29 protein-coding genes are annotated in these 25,541 nt (G+C 49.3%); 10 read left to right on the top strand and 19 right to left on the bottom strand.

The features are described from left to right. Positions 1-148: 148 nt before the first annotated feature. The 4 genes from treR to IRJ25_RS03055 all read right to left on the bottom strand — a co-directional run bounded on the left by treR (position 149) and on the right by IRJ25_RS03055 (position 3,688). Positions 149-856, bottom strand: coding sequence for a trehalose operon repressor (gene treR / locus IRJ25_RS03070; protein ID WP_159562677.1), 708 nt, complete (start codon positions 854-856; stop codon positions 149-151). Positions 857-904: 48 nt separating this feature from the next. Further along, positions 905-1,753: a DegV family protein gene (locus IRJ25_RS03065; protein WP_074036190.1), complete on the bottom strand. Its 849-nt coding sequence runs from the start codon at positions 1,751-1,753 to the stop codon at positions 905-907. A gap of 95 nt (positions 1,754-1,848) precedes the next feature. Continuing rightward, positions 1,849-2,541 carry a response regulator transcription factor gene (locus IRJ25_RS03060; protein ID WP_159562679.1) on the bottom strand — a complete coding sequence of 231 codons (693 nt, stop codon included), beginning with the start codon at positions 2,539-2,541 and terminating at the stop codon, positions 1,849-1,851. Between the two features lie 22 nt (positions 2,542-2,563). Further along, entirely contained in the window at positions 2,564-3,688 is a 1,125-nt protein-coding gene (locus IRJ25_RS03055; RefSeq protein WP_214781780.1) for a sensor histidine kinase, read from the bottom strand. Positions 3,689-3,867: 179 nt separating this feature from the next. On the opposite strand from IRJ25_RS03055, the gene IRJ25_RS03050 reads away from it, so the two are divergent. Together IRJ25_RS03050 and IRJ25_RS03045 are read left to right on the top strand one after the other, a co-directional pair. Continuing rightward, a complete protein-coding gene (locus tag IRJ25_RS03050; protein WP_074036188.1) occupies positions 3,868-4,509 on the top strand; it encodes a YigZ family protein in 642 nt (213 codons plus the stop codon). 41 nt (positions 4,510-4,550) lie between these two features. Beyond that, on the top strand, positions 4,551-5,558 hold the full coding sequence (locus IRJ25_RS03045) for an LCP family protein (RefSeq protein ID WP_269317765.1): 1,008 nt from the start codon (positions 4,551-4,553) through the stop codon (positions 5,556-5,558). Between the two features lie 41 nt (positions 5,559-5,599). Here the strand turns inward: IRJ25_RS03045 and IRJ25_RS03040 are convergent, their stop codons facing one another. The 5 genes from IRJ25_RS03040 to IRJ25_RS03020 all read right to left on the bottom strand — a co-directional run bounded on the left by IRJ25_RS03040 (position 5,600) and on the right by IRJ25_RS03020 (position 9,732). Beyond that, complete coding sequence (locus IRJ25_RS03040; RefSeq protein ID WP_012726994.1) at positions 5,600-6,652, bottom strand: glycosyltransferase family 4 protein; 1,053 nt, start codon at positions 6,650-6,652, stop codon at positions 5,600-5,602. Positions 6,653-6,774: 122 nt separating this feature from the next. Next, positions 6,775-7,182, bottom strand: coding sequence for a Rok-like winged helix domain-containing protein (locus tag IRJ25_RS03035; protein WP_074036184.1), 408 nt, complete (start codon positions 7,180-7,182; stop codon positions 6,775-6,777). Positions 7,183-7,400: 218 nt separating this feature from the next. Beyond that, on the bottom strand, positions 7,401-8,066 hold the full coding sequence (gene pgmB / locus IRJ25_RS03030) for a beta-phosphoglucomutase (RefSeq protein WP_074036182.1): 666 nt from the start codon (positions 8,064-8,066) through the stop codon (positions 7,401-7,403). A gap of 200 nt (positions 8,067-8,266) precedes the next feature. Further along, positions 8,267-8,602 carry an Asp23/Gls24 family envelope stress response protein gene (locus IRJ25_RS03025; RefSeq protein ID WP_012726997.1) on the bottom strand — a complete coding sequence of 112 codons (336 nt, stop codon included), beginning with the start codon at positions 8,600-8,602 and terminating at the stop codon, positions 8,267-8,269. Between the two features lie 74 nt (positions 8,603-8,676). Next, positions 8,677-9,732 (bottom strand): acyltransferase family protein, encoded by a 1,056-nt coding sequence (locus IRJ25_RS03020; RefSeq protein ID WP_215243748.1) that lies wholly within the window; start codon positions 9,730-9,732, stop codon positions 8,677-8,679. A 325-nt stretch (positions 9,733-10,057) separates the two neighbouring features. Here IRJ25_RS03020 and IRJ25_RS03015 point away from each other — a divergent pair, with 325 nt between their 5' ends. Next, positions 10,058-10,546, top strand: a complete 489-nt coding sequence (locus IRJ25_RS03015; RefSeq protein ID WP_012726999.1) for a hypothetical protein — start codon at positions 10,058-10,060, stop codon at positions 10,544-10,546. 5 nt (positions 10,547-10,551) lie between these two features. Here the strand turns inward: IRJ25_RS03015 and IRJ25_RS03010 are convergent, their stop codons facing one another. Further along, complete coding sequence (locus IRJ25_RS03010; RefSeq protein ID WP_074036177.1) at positions 10,552-11,151, bottom strand: alpha/beta hydrolase; 600 nt, start codon at positions 11,149-11,151, stop codon at positions 10,552-10,554. Next, a complete protein-coding gene (locus IRJ25_RS03005) occupies positions 11,148-12,092 on the bottom strand; it encodes a ring-cleaving dioxygenase (RefSeq protein ID WP_159562685.1) in 945 nt (314 codons plus the stop codon). Before IRJ25_RS03005 ends, IRJ25_RS03010 begins: the two co-directional genes overlap by 4 nt. Positions 12,093-12,209: 117 nt before the next feature. On the opposite strand from IRJ25_RS03005, the gene IRJ25_RS03000 reads away from it, so the two are divergent. The 3 genes from IRJ25_RS03000 (at position 12,210) to IRJ25_RS02990 (ending at position 14,773) form a co-directional block, all read left to right on the top strand. Next, positions 12,210-13,100: an ABC transporter ATP-binding protein gene (locus tag IRJ25_RS03000; RefSeq protein WP_012727001.1), complete on the top strand. Its 891-nt coding sequence runs from the start codon at positions 12,210-12,212 to the stop codon at positions 13,098-13,100. Continuing rightward, a complete protein-coding gene (locus IRJ25_RS02995; protein ID WP_214781788.1) occupies positions 13,090-14,283 on the top strand; it encodes an ABC transporter permease in 1,194 nt (397 codons plus the stop codon). The genes IRJ25_RS03000 and IRJ25_RS02995 overlap by 11 nt, the downstream gene beginning before the upstream one ends. 64 nt (positions 14,284-14,347) lie before the next feature. Beyond that, positions 14,348-14,773 (top strand): hypothetical protein, encoded by a 426-nt coding sequence (locus tag IRJ25_RS02990; RefSeq protein ID WP_026825360.1) that lies wholly within the window; start codon positions 14,348-14,350, stop codon positions 14,771-14,773. 67 nt (positions 14,774-14,840) lie between these two features. Here IRJ25_RS02990 and IRJ25_RS02985 read toward each other — a convergent pair whose 3' ends face one another. Together IRJ25_RS02985 and IRJ25_RS02980 are read right to left on the bottom strand one after the other, a co-directional pair. After that, positions 14,841-15,440, bottom strand: a complete 600-nt coding sequence (locus IRJ25_RS02985; RefSeq protein WP_074036173.1) for a helix-turn-helix domain-containing protein — start codon at positions 15,438-15,440, stop codon at positions 14,841-14,843. A gap of 90 nt (positions 15,441-15,530) precedes the next feature. Continuing rightward, on the bottom strand, positions 15,531-16,031 hold the full coding sequence (locus tag IRJ25_RS02980; RefSeq protein WP_012727005.1) for a PTS sugar transporter subunit IIA: 501 nt from the start codon (positions 16,029-16,031) through the stop codon (positions 15,531-15,533). A 208-nt stretch (positions 16,032-16,239) separates the two neighbouring features. Between IRJ25_RS02980 and IRJ25_RS02975 the strand changes: the two genes are divergently transcribed. Further along, entirely contained in the window at positions 16,240-17,934 is a 1,695-nt protein-coding gene (locus IRJ25_RS02975) for a M3 family oligoendopeptidase (protein WP_269317764.1), read from the top strand. Positions 17,935-18,056: 122 nt separating this feature from the next. On the opposite strand, the gene IRJ25_RS02970 is transcribed toward IRJ25_RS02975, so the two are convergent. Next, positions 18,057-18,470 carry a carboxymuconolactone decarboxylase family protein gene (locus IRJ25_RS02970; RefSeq protein WP_264092796.1) on the bottom strand — a complete coding sequence of 138 codons (414 nt, stop codon included), beginning with the start codon at positions 18,468-18,470 and terminating at the stop codon, positions 18,057-18,059. Positions 18,471-18,588: 118 nt separating this feature from the next. On the opposite strand from IRJ25_RS02970, the gene IRJ25_RS02965 reads away from it, so the two are divergent. Continuing rightward, positions 18,589-19,011: an Lrp/AsnC family transcriptional regulator gene (locus tag IRJ25_RS02965; protein WP_264092797.1), complete on the top strand. Its 423-nt coding sequence runs from the start codon at positions 18,589-18,591 to the stop codon at positions 19,009-19,011. Positions 19,012-19,061: 50 nt separating this feature from the next. Here IRJ25_RS02965 and IRJ25_RS02960 read toward each other — a convergent pair whose 3' ends face one another. The 3 genes from IRJ25_RS02960 to IRJ25_RS02950 all read right to left on the bottom strand — a co-directional run bounded on the left by IRJ25_RS02960 (position 19,062) and on the right by IRJ25_RS02950 (position 20,863). Then, on the bottom strand, positions 19,062-19,955 hold the full coding sequence (locus IRJ25_RS02960; RefSeq protein WP_269317763.1) for an aldo/keto reductase: 894 nt from the start codon (positions 19,953-19,955) through the stop codon (positions 19,062-19,064). Further along, complete coding sequence (locus IRJ25_RS02955; protein WP_074036164.1) at positions 19,952-20,455, bottom strand: cupin domain-containing protein; 504 nt, start codon at positions 20,453-20,455, stop codon at positions 19,952-19,954. The genes IRJ25_RS02960 and IRJ25_RS02955 overlap by 4 nt, the downstream gene beginning before the upstream one ends. Before the next feature lie 81 nt (positions 20,456-20,536). Further along, a complete protein-coding gene (locus IRJ25_RS02950) occupies positions 20,537-20,863 on the bottom strand; it encodes a winged helix-turn-helix transcriptional regulator (RefSeq protein ID WP_078147375.1) in 327 nt (108 codons plus the stop codon). A gap of 262 nt (positions 20,864-21,125) precedes the next feature. On the opposite strand from IRJ25_RS02950, the gene IRJ25_RS02945 reads away from it, so the two are divergent. Both IRJ25_RS02945 and IRJ25_RS02940 read left to right on the top strand, forming a co-directional pair. Continuing rightward, positions 21,126-22,328, top strand: a complete 1,203-nt coding sequence (locus IRJ25_RS02945; protein WP_264092798.1) for an MFS transporter — start codon at positions 21,126-21,128, stop codon at positions 22,326-22,328. A gap of 10 nt (positions 22,329-22,338) precedes the next feature. Continuing rightward, positions 22,339-23,286 (top strand): LLM class oxidoreductase, encoded by a 948-nt coding sequence (locus IRJ25_RS02940; protein WP_264092799.1) that lies wholly within the window; start codon positions 22,339-22,341, stop codon positions 23,284-23,286. 50 nt (positions 23,287-23,336) lie between these two features. Here IRJ25_RS02940 and IRJ25_RS02935 read toward each other — a convergent pair whose 3' ends face one another. Both IRJ25_RS02935 and IRJ25_RS02930 read right to left on the bottom strand, forming a co-directional pair. Continuing rightward, positions 23,337-24,182 (bottom strand): pentapeptide repeat-containing protein, encoded by an 846-nt coding sequence (locus tag IRJ25_RS02935; RefSeq protein ID WP_074036158.1) that lies wholly within the window; start codon positions 24,180-24,182, stop codon positions 23,337-23,339. Positions 24,183-24,266: 84 nt separating this feature from the next. Continuing rightward, positions 24,267-25,520 (bottom strand): hypothetical protein, encoded by a 1,254-nt coding sequence (locus tag IRJ25_RS02930; RefSeq protein ID WP_214781797.1) that lies wholly within the window; start codon positions 25,518-25,520, stop codon positions 24,267-24,269. Positions 25,521-25,541: the final 21 nt, after the last annotated feature.

The following is a 25,541-nucleotide window of genomic DNA, read 5'->3' as shown; positions in this document are numbered from 1 at the left end:
ACAAACAAAGTATAACTTATCTATATAAGTTAAGTCAACAACTTATATATATGAGTTAAACATGAAAGTTTTGCGTTGTGATTTACTGTTAAAATTCCCCTATTTTGACTTAGGACAAACAAAAAACCCCTTCCTGTACGAAAGAGGTTTACCTACGGGCGACGTCGCTAAACTGGAACTTGTCCAATCGGTGACGCGACTCCGTATATTCAAATTGTTGTCCTTCATATAAGAACGTATCGTTCGTGATGACGATGACGTATTCATAGTCATGCAAGTCGAGCCGTTTCCGGTCAAGTTCCGTCACGTCTTCAGCTGCAATCTTCCGTTTGGCATAGCTGATTTGTAGCCCAAGCTCATCTTCGATATATCCATAAATCGATCGAGCCGCAATCTCTTCTGTCAGACCGGGGACGAGGTCTTTGACGAAATAGTTGATATCTAAAATAACGTTCTCCCCGTCAAAGTTTCGAACCCGTTCGATGCGAAACACATGCGTCCCTGGCGCTAAGTTCATCCGTTCGGCGAGCCATGTCGGGGCTTCTATCTCTTCGAACGAAGCGACGTGGGTCTGAATGGAACGACCGAGCATGCTCGCGTAGACCTCTGAAAAACTGACGATGCCATTGAATTGAAACTCGATCTGGTCACGTTTCAACACGAACACGCCTTTTCCATGATGCTTCCGGACATACCCGTTCTCCTGTAAAAGATCGAGCGCTTTCCGGACCGTCCCCCGGCTGGCCTCGAACTGATGCATCAACTCGGTTTCAGACGGAAGCTTTGAGTCAGCGGGTCTCGTGCCATTTCGCATCTCTTCTGCCAGACGCTCAAAGATTTGGCGATATTTCGCCATTTCATTCCCTCCTCCATTGAAAAAGACGACCTTAGACGGTCGTCTCTCTTACCATTCGCGACGATACCACGTGATGCCGATTGCACCAGGTCCGAGATGCGTTCCGATGACGGGACCGAAATGGCTTCCCGAGATGTGTGCTTTCGGAAACTTCTGTTTCATCGAAGCGATTTCTTCCGCCTGACGCTCCGGGCAGTTGGCGTGAATGATACCAATGCAGTACCCTTCCCCGTCTCCGACAATCGATTCGTCCATCATCTCTTCGATTCGGCGTACGGCCTTCTTGTATGTCCGAATCTTCTCGAACGGGACGATCAATTTATCTTGGAAATGAAGGACCGGCTTGATTTGCAAGAACGATCCGACGAGCGCTTGCGCCGCGCTCAACCGTCCACCGCGTTGTAAGTGGTCGAGGTCATCGACGACGAAGTACGCGCGAATCGAATCACGGACCGTTTCAAGTCGGGCGATGATTTCTTCTGGTGTCGCCCCGTTGTCACGGAGGTGAAGGGCCTCTTCGACCATGAACGCTTGCGGCATACACGAAATCTCTGAGTCAAACGCATGAACCGTCACATCGACCATGTCATTTAGCGCGACCATCGATTGGTACGTTCCGCTGATTCCACTGGAGAGCGTGATTGCAATCACGTCCGTCACATCGTCCGGCAAGCTCTCAATCAATTCCACCGTCTCACCGATGACCGGTTGCGACGTCGTCGGCAGGTTACCCGCCTCGATACGCTCATAAAACGCCTCGGTCGACATATCAATCGACTCGCGGTACGACGCACCATCGAAGATGACACTGAGTGGTGCGACATGGACGTCATGTCGCGCCAAAAAATCATCCGACAGGTAGGCGGTACTGTCGGTTAAAATCGCAATGTTTCCCATACTATATCCTCACTTTACGTCGTTTCATTTTTCCAATTATGTTAGGATTCCATTCCATATTGTAACACAAAAACGAGGTAAAGCATCGGTGACGCTCAAATCTCGACCCAACCCCGGCGAATCGCATCCACGACGGCTTGCGTCCGGTCGTTCACGTCCATTTTACGAAGTACAGAGGAGACGTGGTTTTTGACCGTCTTCTCACTGATAAACAGCATGTCACTGATGTCTCGGTTCGAGCGACCGTCGGCGAGAAGGTGCAACACCTCGACCTCACGGCGCGACAATAATTGATAAACCGGGTCATCTGTACGGCTCTCGACGCCACGTCCCGCCTGTTCCCCTTTGAATTGTAAGAGACGGCGGTAATCCTTCAGTACGTTCGTTGTCACTTTCGGATGAAGATACGCCCCATCCTTTGCGACGGCACGGACTGCCGAGATCAATTCTGTCGATGCGACTTCTTTTAATAAGAACCCTGATGCCCCCGCTTCAAGCGCATGTGTGATATACGACTCATCATCATGGATTGACAGAATGAGGACACGTGTCTCTGGTGAAAGAAGTGACAGTTGCTTCGTCGCCTCGATTCCGTTCATGTCCGGCATGTTGATATCCATAATTAGAATTTCCGGTTTTTGCTCGCCAGCGATGCGGATTGCTTCGCGTCCCGTACGCCCTTCGGCGACAACTTTAAATTCATCCTCCAAATCAAAAATCCGCTTCAATCCCTCGCGGAACAGTTCGTGATCATCCACGATCGCAATGCGTGTCTGTGTCATTTCCATGTATGTCTTCCCCCTTGTTCTCTCACGGAATCGGAATCGACATCCGGACGACTGTCCCTTTGCCGACTTCCGAGTCGATGGTGATGCTTCCGTTCACCAATTCAATTCGTTCGCGCATTCCGACAATCCCAAACGACTCTTCGCCAATTGCGCTCGGTTCAAACCCGATGCCATAGTCGCGGACGTGGATGTGAATCACGTCGCTCGCTTGCTCGACATTGACGATGATTTCGGCTGTTTTTGCATGTTTGATCGCATTTTGTACCGATTCTTGAACGAGACGGAACACGTTAATCTCCAGCTTCTCCGGTAATCGCGCACGCGACCCTCGATAGTTGAGACGTGTTTTGATTGCCGTATACTCCTCCGTTTGATGGAGATAGCGCTCGAGCGTCGGCAAAAAGCCTAAATCATCAAGCGACATCGGACGTAAATCATAAATCAAACGACGGACGTCGACGAGCGCCCCACGAATTAGCTTTTTCAATTCATGTAATTCGGCAAATGCCTCATCTTTTCCTCGTTTATCAAACGTCTTTTCAATCAGGTCGGCCCGTATCAGAATATGAGCAAGCGATTGCGCTGGACCATCGTGCATCTCGCGGGCGAGATGGCGCCGTTCGCGCTCAGCCGCTTCGAATACGCCGATGGCCATCTCTTGTTTTTTCATCATGTCCGAATACTCTTGCTGTAAGTCATCCCGTAAGAAGTTCAAGACGACACTCACGCGACCAATCAACTTTTCGGCACGTTCGATCGTGTCCTCTAAGATGAGCAGACGGCGCTCTAAGTCGTTCCGGCGTTGCTGTGCCGCCATCTCTTCTTTTTGGACAAGAAAACGTTCGAGTTGCATTTGATTTGCCCGTTCGTAGGCTTCGCGAATTTCTTGTTCACTATGTATATGAAACTTTTTACTGACTTGAACGAGCTTGGCCTTTGCAGCTTTCACGAGTCGGTCGAGTCGATCGGACTCCTCGATGTCGAACTCGATTTTATCCGTCAATTCTTTTAACTCGTTTTGAATTGCTGAATATTCAGTTGCAGAACTTTCGGTTATACGGACAATCTCCTCTTTACTTTCCGTCACCGTTTCAATCATATTTGTTATGATATGTTCTAAAGCTGTCCGATCGGTAATATGATTCACGATGCCATCCCCTAATAGTTCGGTAGTTAATCCTCATCTATTCTTATATATCGTCCCACTCTAAACAGGTTTACAGCGGACATGAGAGATTTTCTATAATTCCATTCGCTATAAATAGCGTATGTGCCTACTTAAATTCTAAAAAAAATATTTAAAAATAGAAAGGAGAATTTTCAGAAATGTCTATTGAGTCAAATTATACTATAAAACAAAGTGGAACATACGAAGTCGTTATCCAAAAGTCAAAATTTATTGCTCATTTCAAACGTGTCGAAACAGAGGAAGAGGCGCAGGCGTTCATCCAAGCCATCAAGAAAGAGCATTGGAACGCGAACCACAACTGTTCAGCGTACATCATCGGGGAACGCAACGAGCACCAAAAAGCGAACGACGACGGTGAGCCAAGCGGTACGGCCGGCATGCCGATGCTCGAGGTGTTACGCAAACGCCACTTAAAAGATACGGTCGTCGTCGTGACACGTTATTTCGGTGGAATCAAGCTCGGTGGCGGCGGACTTATTCGTGCCTACGGTGGAACTGTAAGCGAAGGACTTGATGCGGTCGGCATCGTCGAACGCCTACCGATGCAACAATTGACACTCACCGTCGACTATACATGGATTGGAAAAGTCGAAAACGAGTTGAGACAGTCTAGCTATCTGCTCGATGACATCATCTACGCCGACCTCGTCACGTTTCATGTCTCGGTACCCGTGGAAGAGACAGAGGAAGCGCTCGCTTGGCTGACAGACATGACGAACGGTCAAGGTCAGCTTCAAACTCATGGGATCCGCATCATCGAACGTGATTTCAAACGCTGAAACGCCTATACTAAAAGAAACGACTGAAATGAGGAAACAACATGAAAACACCCCCACGCAAGAAAAGATCACCTTGGAAAATTGTCCTCATCGTGTTGGGTGTCGTATTGCTCATCGCTGGTTCCGCTTTCGGCTATTTTGTCTTCAAAGCGAATGAAACCGCCGAAAACGCGAACAAGGCGTTGGAACGTGGCGACAAGTCAGAACGTCGCGACGAGACCATCGACTTGACGAAAGATCACTTTTCCGTCCTGTTAGCAGGAGTCGATGGCGGCGCCTCGCTCGAGGAAGGACGGACTGATTCGCTCATGGTCGCCACGTTCAACAAGGAATCGCGGCAAGTGACGCTCGTCAGCATCCCACGCGACTCATATGTCGACATCATCATCGACGATGAGGATCCGTTCAAAGACAAGATCAACCATGCTTACGCTTACGGAGGCATTGACACGACCATCGCGACCGTCGAGAACCTGCTCGACATCCCAATCGATTACTATGCGACCATCAACTTTGATGGAATCGAAGATTTGGTCGATGCGGTCGGTGGCGTCGAGATCGATGTCCTCATCCCCATCTCTGGAAAAGCGACCGGAAATGTCGAGCTAGAGCCTGGCGTTCAAGTTTTGAACGGAAAAGAAGCACTTGCCTATGCCCGGATGCGGAAGCAAGACCCTGCCGGCGACATCGGTCGAGCCGGTCGACAACAGCAAGTTATCGAGGCCATCATCAATGAGGCGACGACCATCAACTCGTTTACGAAGCTGAACCGGATCATGAATGCTGTCGGCGAGAACATCCGGACGAACATGACGTTGTCAGAGGCCTCACAACTTCAGCCTTACGCAAAATCGCTGAAGTCGTTCAACCGCGAAACACTTGAAGGGACGGACCTGACGCTGAACGGGGTCTACTATTATGAAATCGACCCGGCTGACCTTCGTGACGCCCAGGCCCTTCTCCAGACGGAGCTCGGCATGCCCGTTACAGCGGATGAACCATCAACTGACGAAACAGACGATACGATGACTGAGACAATCACTTACTAAAACAATAATAGCCAGTATCGCGCGGCGATACTGGCTATTTTTTAGGTTCGCGGTCGACCGAGCAGTCGTCGGGACGTGCGAATAATCGGTTTATAATTTGGATGAATCAGTTCGGTTGATTCCACGATCAATTCAATGACAATCAACACGACGATGAACGTGATGACCGCACCGAGCATCGTCGTCTTGGCGAACAAGATGGATGAGATGCCAAAGAACAAGGTCATCCCGTACATGAGCAAGACGGCTTGCCGTGTCGTGAAGCCCATATCGATCAACTGATGATGCATATGCGATTTATCCGGCGACATCGGCGGTCGCCCTTGGACGAGCCGGCGCACGATGGCGAAAATTGTATCCGAGATCGGCAACCCGAGCAAGAGGACCGGGACGACGAGCGAGAACAATGTCACGTTCTTAAACCCGATGAGCGAGAAGACGGCGAGCATGTACCCGAGGAACAGTGCTCCCGTATCGCCCATAAAGATTTTCGCCGGATAAAAATTATGAACGAGAAACCCGAGCGTACTCGCAAGAAGCAAGAGCGCCATCATCGTCAAATAGACGTTCCCCTGAATGATGGCTAACACGGCAATCGTCCCGAGGGCGATGCTCGACACACCGGCGGCGAGACCATCGAGACCATCAATCAAGTTGATGGCATTCGTGATCCCAATCAGCCAAAGGACGGTGATCGGGATGCTCCATGACCCGAGGTAGAGTTGCTGGTCGAACGGAAGATTGATGAGTTCAATTCGCATCCCCGAGTTCAAGACAACGACCGTCGCAATCATCTGTCCCATCAACTTGACACGGGCTGATAACTGGAACCGGTCATCGATCAGTCCGGTAAGGAGAATGACGACAGCGCCAATCAAGATAGCGTCGTTATATCGACTCGTCGGAAGCAGCAAGGCGTAGCCGATGAAAAATGCGATAAAAATCGCGAGACCCCCGATTCGTGGCATCGTCCGTAAATGTACTTTTCGTGCGTTCGGATGATCGACTGCACCGATGAAAAATGCGAATCGACGAACGAGCGGTGTAATCAAGATGGCCATCACAAAACTGACCAACATGGCAATCCATAGCATGGGCCGACAGTTCCTCTCTCAAAAAAATAGACTCTGGCGAATTATATCACATTTTGAATCGAGGAGTGGATATCAGTCCGTTTACAATAAAAGCCGATGAGGCGTTCCCCATCAGCTCTGGATCATGAAAGTGTCGCTGCCACTTCTTCTGTCGGTTCGTATGTATACAAGCCGCGACCAATTTTTTTGATTTCCGGGTTGACCCCTTCAATTTTCACCATCAATTGGTAAATGTTGCTGATGTGATGACGGTAACGAAGTTCAAGTTCCATTTGAATATCACGCACGCTCATCGTCTGACGCTCTTTCAGTAGATCCGTCACTTGATGAACGTACACCTCGAGCGGATAACGCTGGTTCACACGGCGCGGACGTAGGCGTTTTGACGCATCAGTCATGGAGTCCTTATCTTCTCTATCTCGACTCAATTCCGCAATCAAATACTCGGCACGTCGTTGCAATTGGCGATACGACTCCTCAATTTCCATCAATTCTCGATAAATGTGGTCATTGACATTCGTAGATTCCATACACAAATCCCCTTCTACATCCAATTATAATTCGGAATTCCCTAATTTAAATCAGTAATTCCTAATAATCCCTCTATATCTTCTATAAAAGTGTAACGGATTTGTAATGTGTTTGTCATCTCTTTTTGGGCAATTCTGTCTATTTAGGACTTTTGACTCAAAAAAAGACGGCGACTGTTCGGGGCAGTCGCCGTCTCACGGAAGATGATTGTAGTCATTTACACGTGAACGCGTTCGAGGATGCGTTCAAGTGACAGTTCGTCAGTAGAAGCGACGATGAGGTCTGCATGACCAAGCATCGATTCTTCTCCGACGGCGACAGCAAACATATTTGCCGCTTTGATTGCAGTTACACCGGCAGCCGCGTCTTCAACGCCGATGGCGAGTTCGGGTTTCACGCCAAGGGCAGAAGCGGCCTTCAAAAACACTTCGGGGTGTGGTTTTGATTGGGCGACAGTTGCTGCGTCGACAATATGGTCGAAGTAATGTCGGACCCCAAGTGCGTCAACGACCGCAAATGCGTTCTTTGAAGCAGAAGCCATTCCGATTTTGAGTCCCGCCTCTTTGATTTCATCGAGGAATGAAACGATACCAGGAAGAAGATCGTCGGATGAGATATGTTGAATAAGTTCAACGTAGTGCTCGTTTTTCTTTTGTGCGAGTTCTGCTTTCTCTTCCGGTGTGAAATCGTTTTGTTTACCGCCGAGCGTAAGGATCCGCTCAAGCGACTCAGTCCGACTCACGCCTTTGAGCGTTTCGTTGAATTCGCGGTCAAATGGAATTCCGAGCTCTTCACCGAGCTGCTTCCAAGCGAGATAATGGTACTCTGCGGTGTCAGTGATGACACCGTCCAAATCGAAAATCACTGCTTCAATCGTTGACATACATGCTTTCCGCCTTTCCTTCAAATGCTTGTGTCGTCAGACTACATTTAGGGAACTTGACAAGTACCCGTCGCACGTTTGGTCAATGATGCAAACGGTTGCACTTGTTCGATTTCTATTATAAATGAAAACGTTCTCTTGATGCAACCGTTTTCGCAAAAATCAAAAAAAGAGAAGAGCATGCGCTCTCCCCTTCCTTATTACAGCTGAATACCGACCACTTTGACGTTCACAGAACGTGGTGTCATCGCAAGCATCGTGTCCATATCTTGCGTGATGCGCTCTTGGACGGCCGTCACCGTTTTGATGATCGACTGTCCGTACGCGATATAAAGCGATAGGTTGATGGTGATGCCTTCGTCCGACTCATCGACTTTCACATGTTTCATGAGAGCACGCTCTGACAATTTCGTATCTTCTTGCGTGAACGAAACGTGTTTCGTTTCTTTGACCGCGACCGCGGCGATCATTTCAACGACGTGACGTGATACGTTCACGTCGCCTTCTGTGCTGTGCATTCCATTTTCGTATGGCATAGGGTCACTTCCTTAACTCTAGTTTCGTTTCTTCTTAATAAAGTGTAGCGGAAATGAAGCGTTTAGAAAAGACTTTACCCTTTTACACCCTTCGTATTTTGGACACGCTTCACGTCAATCTCGACGAGCGGACGCAAGAGACGGACCATCGGTGGACTGATAATCACGAGGACCATCACAAAGGCGACACCGAACAAGACGAGCAGTTGCATCCAAGATGTCGGCATGAACCCAGCCGGTATAAACGCCTTCCAGGCGACAACAAAGAAGACGTGGACGAGATAGACGTACAGACTATACTGCCCGGCACGCGAAAAAATCGGGAGCTGTCGTCCTGGGATGATGAGCGCGAAACTAATTGACATGAGGAGCGACACCGTATAAACAATCAAAAAGGCGAACGGTCCACTCCACATCGCCTCTGGGACGGCCGTGTCATAGGCGAAACGGAATTTGAACAAGTTCCCGATATGATAGAACGTATCGTCTTGCTGGACCCGCATCGAGACCAAGAGTCCCAGTGTGAGCGTGATGAAGACAATCGCCCCACCGATGCGATATCGATTCCGGTGCTCGGCCCGTTTTGGTAACTCAAAGAAGTTGAGCGTATTGCGCTCGGACATCCAGTTCCCGATCAAGAAGAACGGATAGAACATGATGACTTTTCGTAACGCGAAATACCCCGTCGCCTCGGCTTGGAATCCAAACAGGAGCGCGAATAATAGTGCATATAACACGTAGCCTTTCAGTTGTGTCACATACGGGGTGATGATGTACCAGAAAATGATGGCCATCAGATACCAAAGCGCCCAGTACGGCTTCAACAAATTCAGACCCGGATTTTCAAGTGAGAAAATCGGAATCCCTTCTGTAAATGCGAACCATGACCCAAGGATGACCTGCCAAATGACATAGACCACGAATAACTGGATTACGCGCAAATAGCGGTTCTCCCGATAAAAGTAACCGCTCAACATGATGAACAACGGCATGTGGAAGGTATACAGGAACAGATACACCCACTTTGGTAAAATATCGTCATAAGCACCGCGGACATCGGTCAACAAATGTCCGAAGACGACGAGTAGGACGAGCACTCCTTTAATATTGTCATACCAATAATTTCTCATAACATTCCCTCTAGTTCTCTATGATGACTGCAATGAAGCTGACCTTCATGTTTTCACGTTCTCTTTACAGACAGAATCCATGTAGGTCTTGGAAAATCCCTCACCTATCATAAGCGATTCCTCTACTAAGTGAAATTACGTTTCAACAAAATTTTCATGTCTTCACTGTCATCATTCCCATAATTGGAGGAATACAAGCCGAAACGTCAAAAAATCCTCACGATTCAGCATGTTGTGTGCGTATTCAAATAGACGGGATTGGGTACAGTATAGTATAGTGGTGTTACCAAATATTCAGAATATTCTAATAGAGGAGGTGGAGAGAATGGCATCGATCATCCGGAATAGACATCATATGGTGCATGACCCAAAACGTTCATTCTCTAACTTCGGATTCTGGTGGTTCGTCAGCGTCTTTTCCGTCGGATTGCTCCTTGTCGCCTTCGAGTCCGTCCGCAACGGGTTCTCTGCCATTCATCCTGTCTTATCTAGCATGGCTTTCCTCGGTCTCACGTTCGTGCTCGGTGTCTGCGCTAAACTGGCTCGTGACGTCTGGTGGCTCAACTACTTGCTCGAGCGCACCCAAAACCGCTACTTATATATCGGTGGCGACACGCTCCAAAGTTGGCAGTATACGCTCGACTCGATTTGGTTGCTCACGCGCACCTCACAAAAAAAGCTCGGTCGATTGTATATCCAAATCGACCGAACTGTGCGTGCTGAGGAAGCGAAACGTTTATTCGCCGCCTATTTGATTGACCGAGGGGTCCTCGTCGTCTATTCTCGTCCGAACAAACCGAAAAAAATGGCTTGAATGAATCAGTCGAGGTATGCGGCAATCCATGTCCGTGCTGCCTCGACTTCTTCCATGCGAAGTTCATGTCCCCCCGAGTGATAGAAGAGCTCGACGTCCGCTCCCGCGTTTCGGAGTGTCGACGTCAGCTCTTCTGTTTCTGTTTTCGGGCAAATCGGGTCGCGTTCGCCAGCCGAGATGAACACGTTCGTTCCTGACAAGTCAGGTAGCGTCAATGAACGGTCCGGTACCATCGGGTGGAATAGGAGTGAAGCAGTGAACGCCGGATGACGGTAAAGTGCCGACCCGATTAAATTCGCCCCGTTCGAGTAGCCGAGCGGAATCATCTTATCCCGGTCGATGCCATACGTTGTCGCCGCTTCATCTAAAAAATGAAGGAAGCGCTCTGTCTGTTTCTTTAAATCTTCAAGGTCGAGCACCCCTTCCGCGTGGCGACGGAAGAAACGGGACATCCCGTTTTCAATGACATCCCCTCGAAGCGTTAAAATGTTCGCTTCGGTCGATAGTTCTTTCGCGAGCGGAATCAAATCCTGCTCGGTCCCTCCAGTTCCGTGTAATAAAACGAGTGTCGTATCTTTTGTACCTTGAATGAATTGATGAATCATATGTGTTCTCCTCTCGGTATCGTGATTGCTGGTAGTGTGCGGACGATTTTATCTCGGTCCGCTTCGAGCCATGGTGGCAAGCGCAACGTCTCACCGAGCGTGTCAACGGATTCGTCCACAGTGAATCCAGGTACGTCCGTCGCGAGTTCGTGCAGGATACGTCCAGCATCATGGAAATAGACGGAGCGGAAATAATTTCGTTCTTTCACTTCGGTCGGTCTTAATCCAAGATCAAAGATGGCGTCTTGCCAGGTCGGATAATGGTCTCCGTCGGTAACGCGCCACGCGATGTGATGAACCGTTCCCGTTCCAGGGACCCCGTTTGGTAAAATCGTTTTCTTCACATCGATGACGTTCCCGTAATCGGCTGACCCTTTCAAACGGATCCACTCTTCATCCTCTGCGACCCGTTCAAAGCCGAACAGTTCCGTCAACAAGCGCACGGTTTCGTCCGGTGCTTTCGACAACAAAGTCGCTCCGGCGAATCCGACAATTGCTTCATGTTCTGTGATACCGGGAATGACCCAGCGTGTCTGTTTAGAGCTCGGTCGGGCGACGAGTTCGACGACGAGTCCGTCCGGGTCTTCAAATAAGAGTGATGCCTCGCTGAACCGTTCAGTGGCGACGGTCGCGATGCCGTGCTGTTGTAGTCTTTCTTCCCAGAACGGTAAACTTCCTGCCGGTACGAGATAAGTCGTCACGCCAACCTGTCCGCTCCCGACCTGCCCTTTCCCTAAGCCCGGGATTGGAAAGAACGTAATCACCGTCCCTGGTGTCCCGACTTCATCCCCAAAATAGAGATGATACGTACCAGGGTCATCAAAGTTAACGGTCTGTTTCACGAAGCGGAGACCGAGTACCTGTCCATAAAAATCTAGCGTACGTTGCGGGTCTTGTACCATCGACGAAATGTGATGGATTCCCGTAGACTGCGTTTTCATTGTCATCCTCCTTTTATTATCTTGATTTCAAGATAAATCATTTACCAGAAAAAGTGAAACTTTTTGCTCAAGGTGGCGTACGATAGAAGAAGAGACATTCTAAGGAGGTAATAGAATATGGCATTACATATCGAACGCGTCACCAAGGAGTTTGGTGACTTCAAAGCTGTCGACGACCTCACGTTCCGCGTCCCACAAGGGGAAATGTTTGGTTTGCTCGGTGCAAACGGTGCTGGAAAGACTACGACGTTCCGGATGATCCTCGACATCTTGAAGCCGACCGATGGGAGTATCACGTGGAACGGTAAAGCGGTCGACCATCGCATCGTCGGCTATTTGCCCGAGGAACGTGGCCTGTATCCCAAATCCCAAGTGCGTGAACAGCTCGTCTTTCTCGCAAGCCTAAAGGGCATGCGCGGGAGCGATGCCAAACGCGCGGTCAAGTCATGGCTCGAACGCCTTGAAATTCCTCAATATGAAACGATGCGCGTCGAGCAGCTATCAAAAGGGAATCAACAGAAGATTCAGCTCGTCGCCGCCCTGCTCCATAACCCGGAACTCGTCATCTTAGACGAACCGTTCAGCGGCCTCGACCCGGTTAACGTTGAAATCCTGAAGCGTGAAGTTCTCGCGTTGCGTGACGCCGGGACGACCATCGTCTTCTCGAGTCATCGAATGGAACATGTCGAAGAATTGTGCCAACACGTCGGCATCTTGAAAGGTGGCCGTGCCGTCGTAAGCGGTGACGTCCCGACAATCAAGTCGAGATACGAAGAACCTGCCCTCTTTATTGAAACGGACCAGATTCACATTCTCGAGTCGCTCCCAGTCGTGGAGACAATCGAGCCTTACAAATCCGGTCATCTAGTACGCTTACATTCTTTCGAAGACAGTGACGCCGTCCTGTCGGCACTCGTCCGTCATCAGGCGAACGTGAAGACGTTCATGCGCCAACCGGTATCGCTCAATGACATCTTCATCAAGGAGGTCGGACAGCATGTTTCATAACTTTGGACCGCTCTATGCGTTCACACTCAAATCAAGAATTCGTTCAAAAGCATTCCTCATCTCGACGGCGCTAACCATCCTGTTCATCTTCGGGTTCACGAACATCGACCGCATCATGTCCTCGTTCGAGGACTCTGAACAGGCGAGTGCTCTCGTTGTATCTGAGAACACAGAACTCGTCGACACGATGAAGTCACTCGGCTATGAAGACGTCGCATCTAGCGAAATCACGGAAGAAGAGGCACGGACCGGCATCAACGACGGAGAGTATGGGGTCGTCGCTTTTGTCGACGGCTATGATGCCCGCGTCATCTCCGAACGACCGGAACAGGAGTTCACGACCCTCCTGCAAACATCTTTACAACAGTTGCGCAATGCGGAATTGATTGAATCGTCCGATGTCGACCCGGCCGTCATCGCTGCTCTCAGCGAACCGATCCAACTCGACGAGTCCTATCTCGGACGCGGTGGAGAGAACTCGGATGAGCTTCTCTCGTCTTCGGCGCTCGTTTACGTCATGTTGATGCTCCTGTACATTTCAATCATCACGTACGGATCGATGATTTCAACAGAAGTGACGACGGAGAAGTCATCGCGTGTCATGGAGCTCATCATCTCAACGACTCATCCAGTGACCCATATGCTTGCGAAAGTGACCGCTATCGGGACACTCGCCCTCATCCAAATCGGAATCTTCCTCGGGTTTGGTTATGTAAGTGCGAGTGGTAGCGAACTGGCGACGACGGTCATCGAGAACGCCGGCAACGCACGGGCTGTCATCTATCTACTCGTCTTCTTCTTGCTCGGGTACTTGTTGTACGCCTCACTCTTCGCTGTCCTCGGTTCACTTGTCAGCCGTGTCGAAGAGTCACAACAAATGGTCATGCCGGTCATCATGCTCCTCGTCGCTGCGTTCTTAGTCGCGATGTTTGGATTGAACAACCCGGATGCGACCATCGTGACCATTCTCTCGTTCGTCCCGTTCTTCGCTCCGATGCTCATGTTCCTTCGCGTCATGCTCGTCGATGTGGCCGTATGGGAAGTGGCGCTCTCGATCGGGTTACTCATCGGAACGATCGGTATCACACTGTGGATTGGCTCGAAATTCTATCGTGGCGGCGTCTTGTTCTATGGAACGAACGCTATTAAACAATGGCGACAAATATTACAAAACCGTCAATAACGTTTACAGCAAATTCGTTTTCGTTTACTCTAAAGAATGTGCAAAATGAGGAGGAAAACGAACTATGCGATCACGATTACTCGCAGCCTTAATCTTTACGTTTATGACGACGCTCACGACGTTCATCTGTTATACCGTCTTCTTAGACGCGGATGCGTTATGGCAAATCCTGCTTGCCTATGCAGGCAGTACGTTCATCGGAACGCTCGCGTTTTGGTATCCGGTCAGCAGACGCTCTCAAACGTCCCGCTTCGGTGGCGCATGGATCGGCATCATGATTACTGCAACGACACTCATTGGCTTCACCGTCATCCGCTTCACATTCCGCGGGGACGCAGCAGCATTGCTCGACTGGCAAACGATGCTGGCGAGTCTTGCCTACACATTCGGTTATGTCGGATGGGTGCTCACAATCTTGAATATCGTGCTCGGCTTCTTACTCGCCGGCACACGTCCAAAAGTACGCTACGAAGCGCGTCCGATGCGCTGATTGAAGTGACCAGGGGATTCTCCTGGTCACTTTTTTGTGCACAAAAAAACCGTAGAATGCTCTACGGTCATTGCAATTTATACGATTTATCCACGACACCATACTCCGCGTACTGGAATGAGTTGTCTGCGAATTGGTCTGGGACAAGCCGTTCCACATAGCGTGCGAACGGGACGATGTGACGCGTCGTGTCATGTGACCGTCCGAGATCAAGCACCGCATCGACGAGCGCTTCGAGTGCATGATGCGTCGTCGGCTCTTCATCTTGGTCAAAGATTCGTTGTAACTCTTCTTCGTGCATCAAGTCAAAGATGCGCATCCGCTCTTCGAGTTGCCGTTGCATTTCTTCGACGGACTTTCCGTGCATCGCTTCTTCATAGGCGAGCTTCATCTGTTCGAGTTCCGGCACTTTTCCTCGCATGAGGACTTTGAGCGACTCGCCCGTCCAAATATGGCGTGCCAAATAGTTCGGGTCGATTTGCAAAGCGTCTGCGAGCGCCTCTATGTAAGGCATGGTCGGATAGACCTCACTCAGTTCGGTACGTCGGATAAAGTACGGGGCGACGCCAATCTGTTCCGCAAGCGTCTCAATCGACAATCCGGCCCGTTCCCGTAATATTCGTATCCGATCCCCGTATCCCCGGTATGGTGCATTTTTTCCATCCATCTCAATTCCCCCTTCCCTCTCTTCATTATAATTCCCGCATTCGCAAAAAAATACTCGGAAGCCTAAGCTCCCGAGTCATGGGTCGTCTTCTTATTTCTTTGTCAACTCGACGACTTCCGAAGATCCAGCTGTCACCGTGTCGCCTTCTGCGACAAGTTTGTTCACGCCGAAGCTGTCGTGGTTCGTGATGATGATCGGAGTGATCGTCGATGGCGCGTTCGCTTTGATGAAGTCGAGGTCGAACGTGACGAGTGGGTCGCCTGCTTTGACAGATTGACCTTCTGTAACGTGTGTCTCGAAGCCTTCACCTTTAAGGTTTACCGTATCCAAACCGATGTGAATCAAGTATTCCGCACCGTTGTCCGCGTTGATACCGATCGCGTGTTTTGTTGGGAATACTGTCGCGATTGTTCCGCTAACCGGTGAGACGACTTTTCCTTCTGTCGGCTCGATTGCGATCCCGTCACCCATCATTTTTTGTGAGAATACTTGGTCCGGTACGTTCGTGATGTCGACGACCTTTCCTGTAAGCGGTGAAACCGCGTTGAGTTGTTCTTCTTTACCACCAAAAAGTTTTTTAAAGAATCCCATAGCTTAATCCCTCCAACATGTTCTATTGAATCGAAGTCTTCACTTTTATACCCGAAAAGCTAATACTTCAATCCCTACCCTATTAACGGTATAGTTGTAATAAGGTAGTGCGAAATCGTTTTACACATCGTAAGAATACGAGTGTGCAATCGCTTTTGCAAGCCCTTTTTACACTTTGTAAAAATTTCACACGATGGAGGCGCTTACAATGACGACTTTCACAAAATTGTCATATGAACGGCCCGACTTGGACGCTTTAAACAGCAGATTGTCGGACTATTCTGCCGAATTACAGCAAGCCAGCACACTCGAGGAAGCGAACGAACTCATTCGCCAAATCAACAAAGAACGGAACGACTTTGAGACACAAAGTCAACTCGTCGCGATCCGACATTCGGTCGACACACGCGATTCGTTTTACGAAGAAGAACAGGCATTCTTTGACGACGCACTTCCGGTCTATGAGAAGGAGATTCAAGCGTACTATCGCGTCTTGACGAACCACGAGCTTCGCACTGAACTCGAAGCGGAATGGGGCAGCCAACTGTTCTCTCTCGCCGAGCGCGCACTTGAAACGTTCGAGGAGTCACTCATCCCGAAACTGCAGGAAGAAAACCGCCTCGCGACAGCTTATCAAAAGGTCATGTCCGCTGCGCAAATCGAGTTTGACGGCAAGACACTCAACTTGTCACAGTTCGGCCCATATCTTCAATCACCAGACCGTGATGTCCGAAAAGCCGCATCTGTCGCCCGCTATACATACCTTTCTGATAACGGCGATGAGCTCGACCGCATTTATGGGGAACTCATACGCGTCCGTACGGAAATCGCTCACGCCCTTGGCTTCCCGTCGTTCGTCGAACTCGGTTATGCACGGATGCAGCGTGTCGGTTATGACGAGTCGATGGTCGACAACTTCCGGAAACAAGTCCGTGACGTCATCGTCCCGCTCGCTTCTGCTTTGAAAGAAAAGCAGGCGAAACGAATCGGTGTCGACCACCTCTATTACTATGACGAGTCGTTCGTCTTCCCAGACGGAAACGCGACACCGCAAGGCGATGAGTCGTTCATCATCGAAGGCGGAAACAAAATGTATCGTGAACTCTCAAATGAGACGGACGAGTTCTTCCAGTACATGCAGGAACGCGGCGCCCTCGACTTGACGGCGAAACCAGGGAAATCTGGTGGCGGATACTGCACGTACTTACCGTCTGAAGGACTTCCGTTCATCTTCTCGAACTTCAACGGGACGGCAGGCGACATCGATGTTCTCACGCACGAAGTCGGTCATGCCTTCCAAGTGTATGAAAGCCGTCATTTGACGACACCGGAATACGCCTTCCCGACTTATGAGGCGTGTGAGATCCACTCGATGTCGATGGAATTCTTCTGTTGGCCATGGATGGAGCTCTTCTTCGGCGACCAAGTCGACAAGTATAAGTTCAATCATTTGGCAGGTAGCATGACGTTCCTTCCGTATGGCGTGCTCGTCGATGAGTTCCAACACGTCGTCTACCGCAACCCAGAGATGACAGCTGCCGAGCGTCGGCAGGCGTGGCGCGATTTGGAGAAGGTCTATCTCCCGCACCGTGATTATGAGACGAACGACTATCTCGAATCGGGCGCATGGTGGCACCAACAAGGTCACATCTTCCAAAGCCCGTTCTACTATATCGACTATACGCTCGCACAAGTATGTGCATTCCAGTTCTGGGTGCGCATGCATGAAGACCGCGAAGCGGCATGGAGCGATTACCTCACGCTCTGTCAGGCAGGCGGAAGCCGTTCGTTCCTCGAACTCGTCGAACTGGCAGGTCTCAAATCACCATTCGCAGACGGCGTGTTGAAAGAAACGATTGATCAAATCGAAGACTATCTCTTGAAACATCCGCTAGCGAACTGATCAGTAAGACCATCGGAAGCTTCCGGTGGTCTTTTCATTTGGGTTCACTTCGTACTGAAGTATGAAAGGCAAATCAATCTTTTTATTCCCTAAAAAAGAGAGGAGAAATTGATATGTATATGTCAAATTTCCGCTTCTAACCCTAACATCGCCCCTACATATTGGGATGCTGTCATAAACGTAATAAAGGCACACAATTCACTAATTTCCGCCTCCATGAATGTTTCTTTTAACACCTCAATGATAGAAGATGGAATTTCTCCTTTCATTTTTAAGAAAACTTCCGCAAAACCTACGGCAACCGCTGTTTGTTCATCGAATTGAATTTGATCTGGCTTTCCTTTTGCTCGACAATATTCACATCCATTTCGTTGCGCAAGTGTTCGACGGACTTGTTCCTTCAATGTGGGAGAAAGTTGACCAGCATTATTCAATGAATCCCCTAGTTTTGACCAATTTTCTTGAATTTCGATATTATGACCAAGTAAACGTTCAAACTTTGTCCCTCCATGCTCTGCTAACTTAATTCTTGGCATTTCCTTCACCTCCTGTACTTATATGATAAAAGGTCTTTTCATCCAACTCCATTTCATCCACAATCAAAATGTACCTATAAACATTCAATAAATAACGAAATGAGGCAAAATACCTGTCATGCTAAAAATCGATGAAATTGATCACAGACTTATCTATGAATTAGAACAAGACAGCCGTCTTTCCATGAGTGAGCTCGGACGACGTATTAAACTTTCCGCTCCTTCTGTTAGCGAGCGGGTTCGACGACTAGAATCATTTGGAGTCATCAAACAATACTCGCTTGTACTTGATCACGAAAAGCTAGGTCTTCCAATTCAATGTATCATCGAGGCAACAGTGAAGAATGGCCAATATGAAGCGTTCATTCATTATTTAAAACAACAACCGAATGTTTCATTTTGTTATCGCATATCGGGTGACGCCTGTTATCTCATCAAAATGCAATTCTCGTCTTTTTCTGCAGCTGAATCTTTTATCGATGAAGTGATTCCATATGCTCAAACAAAAACACAATTCATCTTTTCAGAAATCGATATTTAATCAACGTGAACATGCAAAAGGACTGGCGAAATTACCAGTCCTTTATCGTTTCAAATCACATCTAGCGGTTGTTTCGTTGTCGGTGGCGGGACCGCCTCATCGAGCGAAGCAAAATCTTCCTCACTCATGTCGAGCAAGAGCGCTGCCGCATTCTCCTCGACATGCTCGGCCTGCCCGGCTTTCGGGATGGCGATGACGTGTCCGCTCCGGATCGTCCAAGCAAGTAAGACTTGCGCGACTGAGGCACTATACGACTCCGCGATCCGATTGATCGTTTCGTTATTGAAGACCTCTTCTTTCACGTCACTTCCTTCAGCGAGTGGAGCGTATGCCATGACAGGAATCCCTTGTTCTTTTAGATAAGGAAGGAGGTCGTACTCAATCCCGCGACTGCCAAGATGATAGAGCACTTGATTGACCGCGCACTTGTCTCCATTCGGTAGCGACAGCAATTCCTTCATATCGTCCACGTCGAAGTTCGAGACTCCCCATGCCCGAATCTTTCCGTCCGCTTTGAGCTGTTCCATCCCTTGAATCGTCTCCTCGAGCGGGGCATCGCCTCGCCAATGGAGTAAGTAAAGATCCAGGTAGTCCGTCCCGAGTCGTTCGAGCGACGCATCACATGCGCTGACGAGTTTGTGGCCATACGCATTGTATGGATACACTTTCGAGACGAGAAAGACATCTTCGCGTCGGTCTTGGATTGCTTCCCCTACCAACTTCTCAGACTCCCCTTCCCCATACATTTCCGCCGTGTCGATGACATGGAGTCCGCAGTCGATTCCTGTCCGAAGCGCTTCAACCTCGGCATCATGCTTCGATTTGTCTTCCCCCATGCGCCATGTACCTTGTCCGAGTGCGCGCATCTCGCGTCCGTCTTTCAATTTGACGACGTTTTGCTTCAAAGCTGCAAGTAATAAAGAATGTGGTAGTCGTTGATTCATAACGTTTCCTCCTTTGTCCATGCTTCATGTAGTGGACCCGTCGTCCCGAAGACGGGGTCAAACTTCGGTTTTTCGACTTGTTCGATTCGCTTTACGTTGTCCGGTCGTTCTTCCGTCTTTCCTGTCAACGTGTCATAGTCACGACCGTCCGGGTATGCCCCGACCACTTGAAAATCTTCGCTCGCCTCGATGCGACGATGTCCCGTTCCCGCCGGTAAGACGAGGACATCACCTAGGCGGACGCGGACGAGGTCACCGTTCGTCCCTCCGAGTTGAAGCGTCGCTTCACCTTGTAATATGCCCAATACTTCATGCGTGTTGCTGTGATAGTGATGATAGTCGAACACCCCGTTCACCCAACTGTTCGTCCATTCATTATGGGCAAACGTCTCTCGCATCCCGCTCGGGTCATCAAAGACGCCACGATAGAGGAGCGCCGGATAATCCGGATGGTTGGGAATGGAGCCGTCATCTGTAAACAAAAAAGTTTTCACGTCCATCCTAATTCCCTCCTTGTCTCTGTCCCTGTACCCGACTTGTCACTACGAAAAACGGTCGCCCGTATTGGACGACCGTGATGGTTATGAAATGACCTCTTCACCGGACTGATCGATATGGCACTCGCCCCAGGCGCACATGGCGTCTAAGATTGGCTTGAGTGACCATCCGTACTCAGAGAGTGAGTAAATGACTTTCGGCGGAACTTGCTCGAACACCGTACGAACGACGACACCATCCGCTTCGAGCTCACGCAATTGTTGGGTGAGCATTTTTTGCGTGATGTTCGGCATGAGTTTACGCAGTTCACTCGTCCGTCGCTCCCCTTTAATCAAGTGACACATGATGACGACTTTCCACTTACCGCCGATGACGTCAAGTGTCGCTTCGACCGGAATATTATATGGCATTTCGTTTCCTCCATTCCTTACATAGGCACTTTTTGGTGCCTACCGCACTAAAAAGTATGTACTTCTCAAACTGTTTTCATGCACTTATGATAGCAACTGTAGCAAATCTATACAAGTTCATTTCGCTTGTAACATCCCCTTGAGACGGTAAGGTACTTTTTCGACCGTACTGAACAATAGAGGAAAGTGAGATGTCTTTGCTATCCGGAGACGAAGGGCCCTCGTCTTCCACACTATTCATTTATTTTAGGAGGAACTACTCATGAATCAACCGTACACACAACCTGTCGAAGAACAGGCACCTAAAAATGGAGGGTTGGCATTACTCGCCCTCGCGATCAGCGCTTTCGGCATCGGAACGACCGAGTTCGTCCCGGTCGGTCTCCTCGCATCGATCGCAAGTGATTTAAACATCGGCATCACTCTCGCGGGTCTCATTATCTCGGGTTACGCGATCGGCGTAGCCGTCGGTGCACCGATTTTGACGGCACTGACGAACCGGATGAACCGCAAAACGTTACTCATGGCACTCATGGTCGTCTTCATCGGCGGAAACTTGGTCTCGGCCATGTCGACCACCTTTGAACTTTTGATTGTCGCCCGATTTATCACCGCATTCTCGCATGGTGTCTTCTTCTCCATCGGGGCAACGATTGCTGTTCAACTCGTACCACCGCATAAAAAAGCGAGTGCCATCGCACTCATGTTCACTGGTTTAACTGTCGCAACCGTTACAGGAGTCCCACTCGGTACTTTCATCGGACAAGCGTTCGGATGGCGCGCCACCTTCTTCGCCGTCGCAGCACTCGGTGTCATTTCAATCATCGCAAGTTTCTTCTTGATTCCAAAAGATTTGAAACAGTCACCACCAGCGAAGTTCTCAGATATGAAGAAACTGCTCACAAACGGTCGTCTCATGCTCGGATTCTTGATTACAGCACTCGGTTACGGCGGAACGTTCGTCGCCTTCACGTACTTGACACCCATCATGCAAGACGTGACAAAGATCAGCCCGAACTTGATCAGTGTCGTCTTACTCGTTTACGGAATCGCGGTCGCCATCGGGAACGCGGTCGGTGGAAAGCTCGCCAACGAAAATCCAGCGAAAGCATTGTTCTATATGTTTATCGTTCACGCAGCGGTCATGATCATCATGTCGTTCATGATTCCGTTCAAAGTGGCAGGTTTGATTGCCATCGTCTTGATGGGACTCCTCGCCTTCATGAACGTGCCTGGACTTCAACTGTATATCGTACAATTGGCTGAAAAATATGTACCTGCCGCTGTCGATGTCGCGTCCGCACTCAACATCGCGGCCTTCAACATCGGGATTGCCCTCGGCGCAACAATCGGTGGACTCGTCACCGATTCAATCGGACTTGTGCATACCCCTTGGGTCGGTGGCATCATGGTCATCATCGCCGTCATCTTGACAGCCATTTCACGTCGTTTGGAAGCCAACTAAGGAGGCGCTTATGTTCAACAATCATAGAAGCTACAACCGGATGTACCGGGAGGGCGAGCTCACGCTCGGCCTCCACATTCCTTTAGAAAATTTTAAAATGCGTACCCCGACCCTCGAGCGTCAAGTCGAGCTTGCCCAAAAGGCAGACGACTATGGCTTCACAGCGCTATGGTTACGTGATGTCTTACTTAAAGACCCAAACTTCTTAGACCCGGCTGTCGGTCAAATTTACGATATGCTAATCTACGGAACACATTTACTTGGTCAAACGAAAAACATTGCGCTCGGTACGTCCGCGCTCGTCTTGCCACTCCGTCACCCCCTTCGTTCGGCGAAGGAAGTCGCAACGATTGAAGCATTGTTCCCAGAACGATTGATTCTCGGGATCTCTTCAGGTGACCGTCGTGCCGATTTCAAAGGGCTCGGAGTCGATCACCCGACACGTGGCGACCAGTTCAAAGAATCACTTCGTGTCATGGAGCAGGCGCTCTATAACAACTACCCAACTATTGAATCACCTTATGGGGAGGTCGAACAGGCAACGCTCGTGCCACGTCCGAAGAAGCGGATCCCGACGATGATCACCGGGTTCGCACAACAAGACATGGACTGGCTTGGGGCGAACGGAGACGGGTGGATGTACTACCCGCAGGCACCTTTCGCCCAGCAACAAGTGCTGAACGATTGGCGCGAATCAGGTCAGACGCATGGAAAAGGGTTCCGTCCGTTCTCGATGCCGATGCATCTCGATTTGGCACATGACCCGGACGAACTGCCGACTCCAATCCGGCTCGGCTTCCGTGTCGGTCGCAATCAGTTAATCAAACTGCTCGAGGCGTATCGGGCCATCGGCGTCAATCATTTGTTCTTCGCTTTGTTCGACGGGCAACGTCCGGCCGACGAGGTCATCGAGGAGCTTGGGGAATATGTGCTCCCCCATTTCCCACCGCTTTCGTAAACTCCAGGTATTCAAAAAGACGACCTCCCCCGTGAAAGTCGTCTTTTGCGTTACAGCCAATGGCTCGGTCGCGTGTAAACGGGTGCCAGTCTTGTCTGCCGGTCCCCTTTCATCGCGTTCACTTGCATCTGTGTCAAAAACAGACCGTCGGTTAATACAGCTCCTCGCACATCGAGATCTCGTACGTCGGCGCCCATGAAGTCGACATAGGACAGGTCTTGCCCACGTAAGTTAGCGCCAATCAACAGGGCACCCCGGTAACACGTGCCTCTGACATCGTGTCGACTCAAGTTTCGACCAATCAAATCGGCCCGGTCTTGTTCGTGTCGTGACGTCAACTTCAGGTCGTCCTGTTTCAATCCTTCCACACGTATATGCTGACTGAGTCGGACGAACAATGGGCGGGCTTGTTGTCGGAATGCCATCAGCGCCGTCCCGGTCAACTGTTCAGGCGGCAACTCACGGAAAGCCAGTAGCTCTCCCAATAACGTCTCGAGTAACCGAGCATCGTGCCCAGGAATCTCCCAGGTCAGGATGTCAGTGATGTAGAGCAACAGCTCATGGACTTGGTTCATGATTGGTACCGTCGCGAACATACGCGTGCCGTCTACATCGTCCTCCCGCCAGCTTCGTCCGTGAAACGTCACTTGTGACACGAACTGCCCGGCCCCGAGACAGTCGTACACCGTACATCCTTTGAAGCCTCGCTCACGCAGTTCGGAATGGATGTTGCAGGCATACGAATCTGCCAAATGGACACACGGCTGTCCTGCGGGTTTATCAATCGGGAAATCCTCAGACTTCAAGTAGTGGAACGCCACACAACAGAGACCGAAACAATTCGCACAATCCGGTTTGAGCGATTCACGCAGCATATGCAGATCGGGCATCGCCATTCATTGTCACTCCTTCCTTGTATGTCTTGACTCTATACGTATAAGTATAAGGAATGTCCCTATTTTTCCATAGTCTTTATTCAATCAATTAGCGTTGCTTTCATCCTTTTCCCCATAAAGCAGTTGCTCCCTCGTTCGCCTTTTCTGCTCTGCCTCGGATATTTCTTTGTAAAGCGCAATCACAGCATCGAACGAGCTTTTGACGTCAATCCGCTCTTCTAACAGTTGATCTTCATAGAATCCGTGACGCAAATCCTCAAGGTAGAGCTCCGCTGCTTGATGAAACATCATCTCAAACTGCTCTTTTGCATCTTGAATCTCATCATGTGGTTCCCAATCCGTTAAAAGTCGCTGGTCGAAGGGATCTGTTGAATGAATAAACTCTTCCCATTCTTCAGGAGATAGCATGGCTTTCCAGTAATCAAATTTTGATTCAAAACGTTGTAACGGCCGACCTGATGGAAAAGATTTTTCGGCATAAGCTTCGTACAGATTTTCCCAGTGATGAAAAAACCAATCGATGATTGCCATATCCCAGTCCATAAATATTTCTGATTTGTCATGTTCGACATATTGGACTCTTCCGTCCTTATACGTTACTTCATAACGAATCGTCCCTTGAATTGACGTATCACGATAAAACATGTCATCGCGATACTCCATATCATCTAAATCGAGATTTGCCGGCTTCTCATATGTTTCAAGTGCATTCGCAAGCGATTGGACCTTTCCTGTCATCAAATCGATAAAAGTCACATCAATCTGTTTGATGGTTCGGGGTGCTTTGATGATTCCTTCGTCATAACAGAAGGCCAATACGAGTGGTCGTAGGCAATCCGTTGAATTTGGAATTGCAATCCACTCATTTAACAGCGGGTCATGGTAATATCCCTTTTTGATTAATGCTTTTGTGTTAAGCGTATCATTTTCAATAATTGAATATAGTAGGATGTCGAGGTCTTGAATTTTACCGTAAGGAACTATTCCATAGTCGTTTTCCTCGAGTATGTTACCCGTCCGGAAGTCCCGACCGTTGCGCCACTCCACAACAAAACGCCACCGTTCGACAAGCCACCATATCCACTCACCGCCATTCATACCTGTTTGCCATTCATTCCGTTTATAGTCAATCCACTCATCTTTGTCGTATGAAACAGACTGAGAGGTACCGTCTTCATATCGGACATGATACGTCAAGATTCCATGTAGCGTGTCGCGATGGAGTAAAGAGTAGGCGGACTCGTTTAAAAACAGCATGAAATCAATAAAGTTCACTGCTTCCTCAGACCCTGCTTCTTGAAACCATAACTCAATCGATTCAATGACTCGTGCTTCCATCGATAGCTTTCCTCCCTGCTG

This window comes from Exiguobacterium sp. KJ 601 (assembly GCF_027161185.1).
Lineage (GTDB): Bacteria > Bacillota > Bacilli > Exiguobacteriales > Exiguobacteriaceae > Exiguobacterium > Exiguobacterium profundum.
The sequence above is the reverse complement of the archived record's forward strand: the minus strand, read 5'-3'. Positions and strand labels throughout refer to the sequence as shown.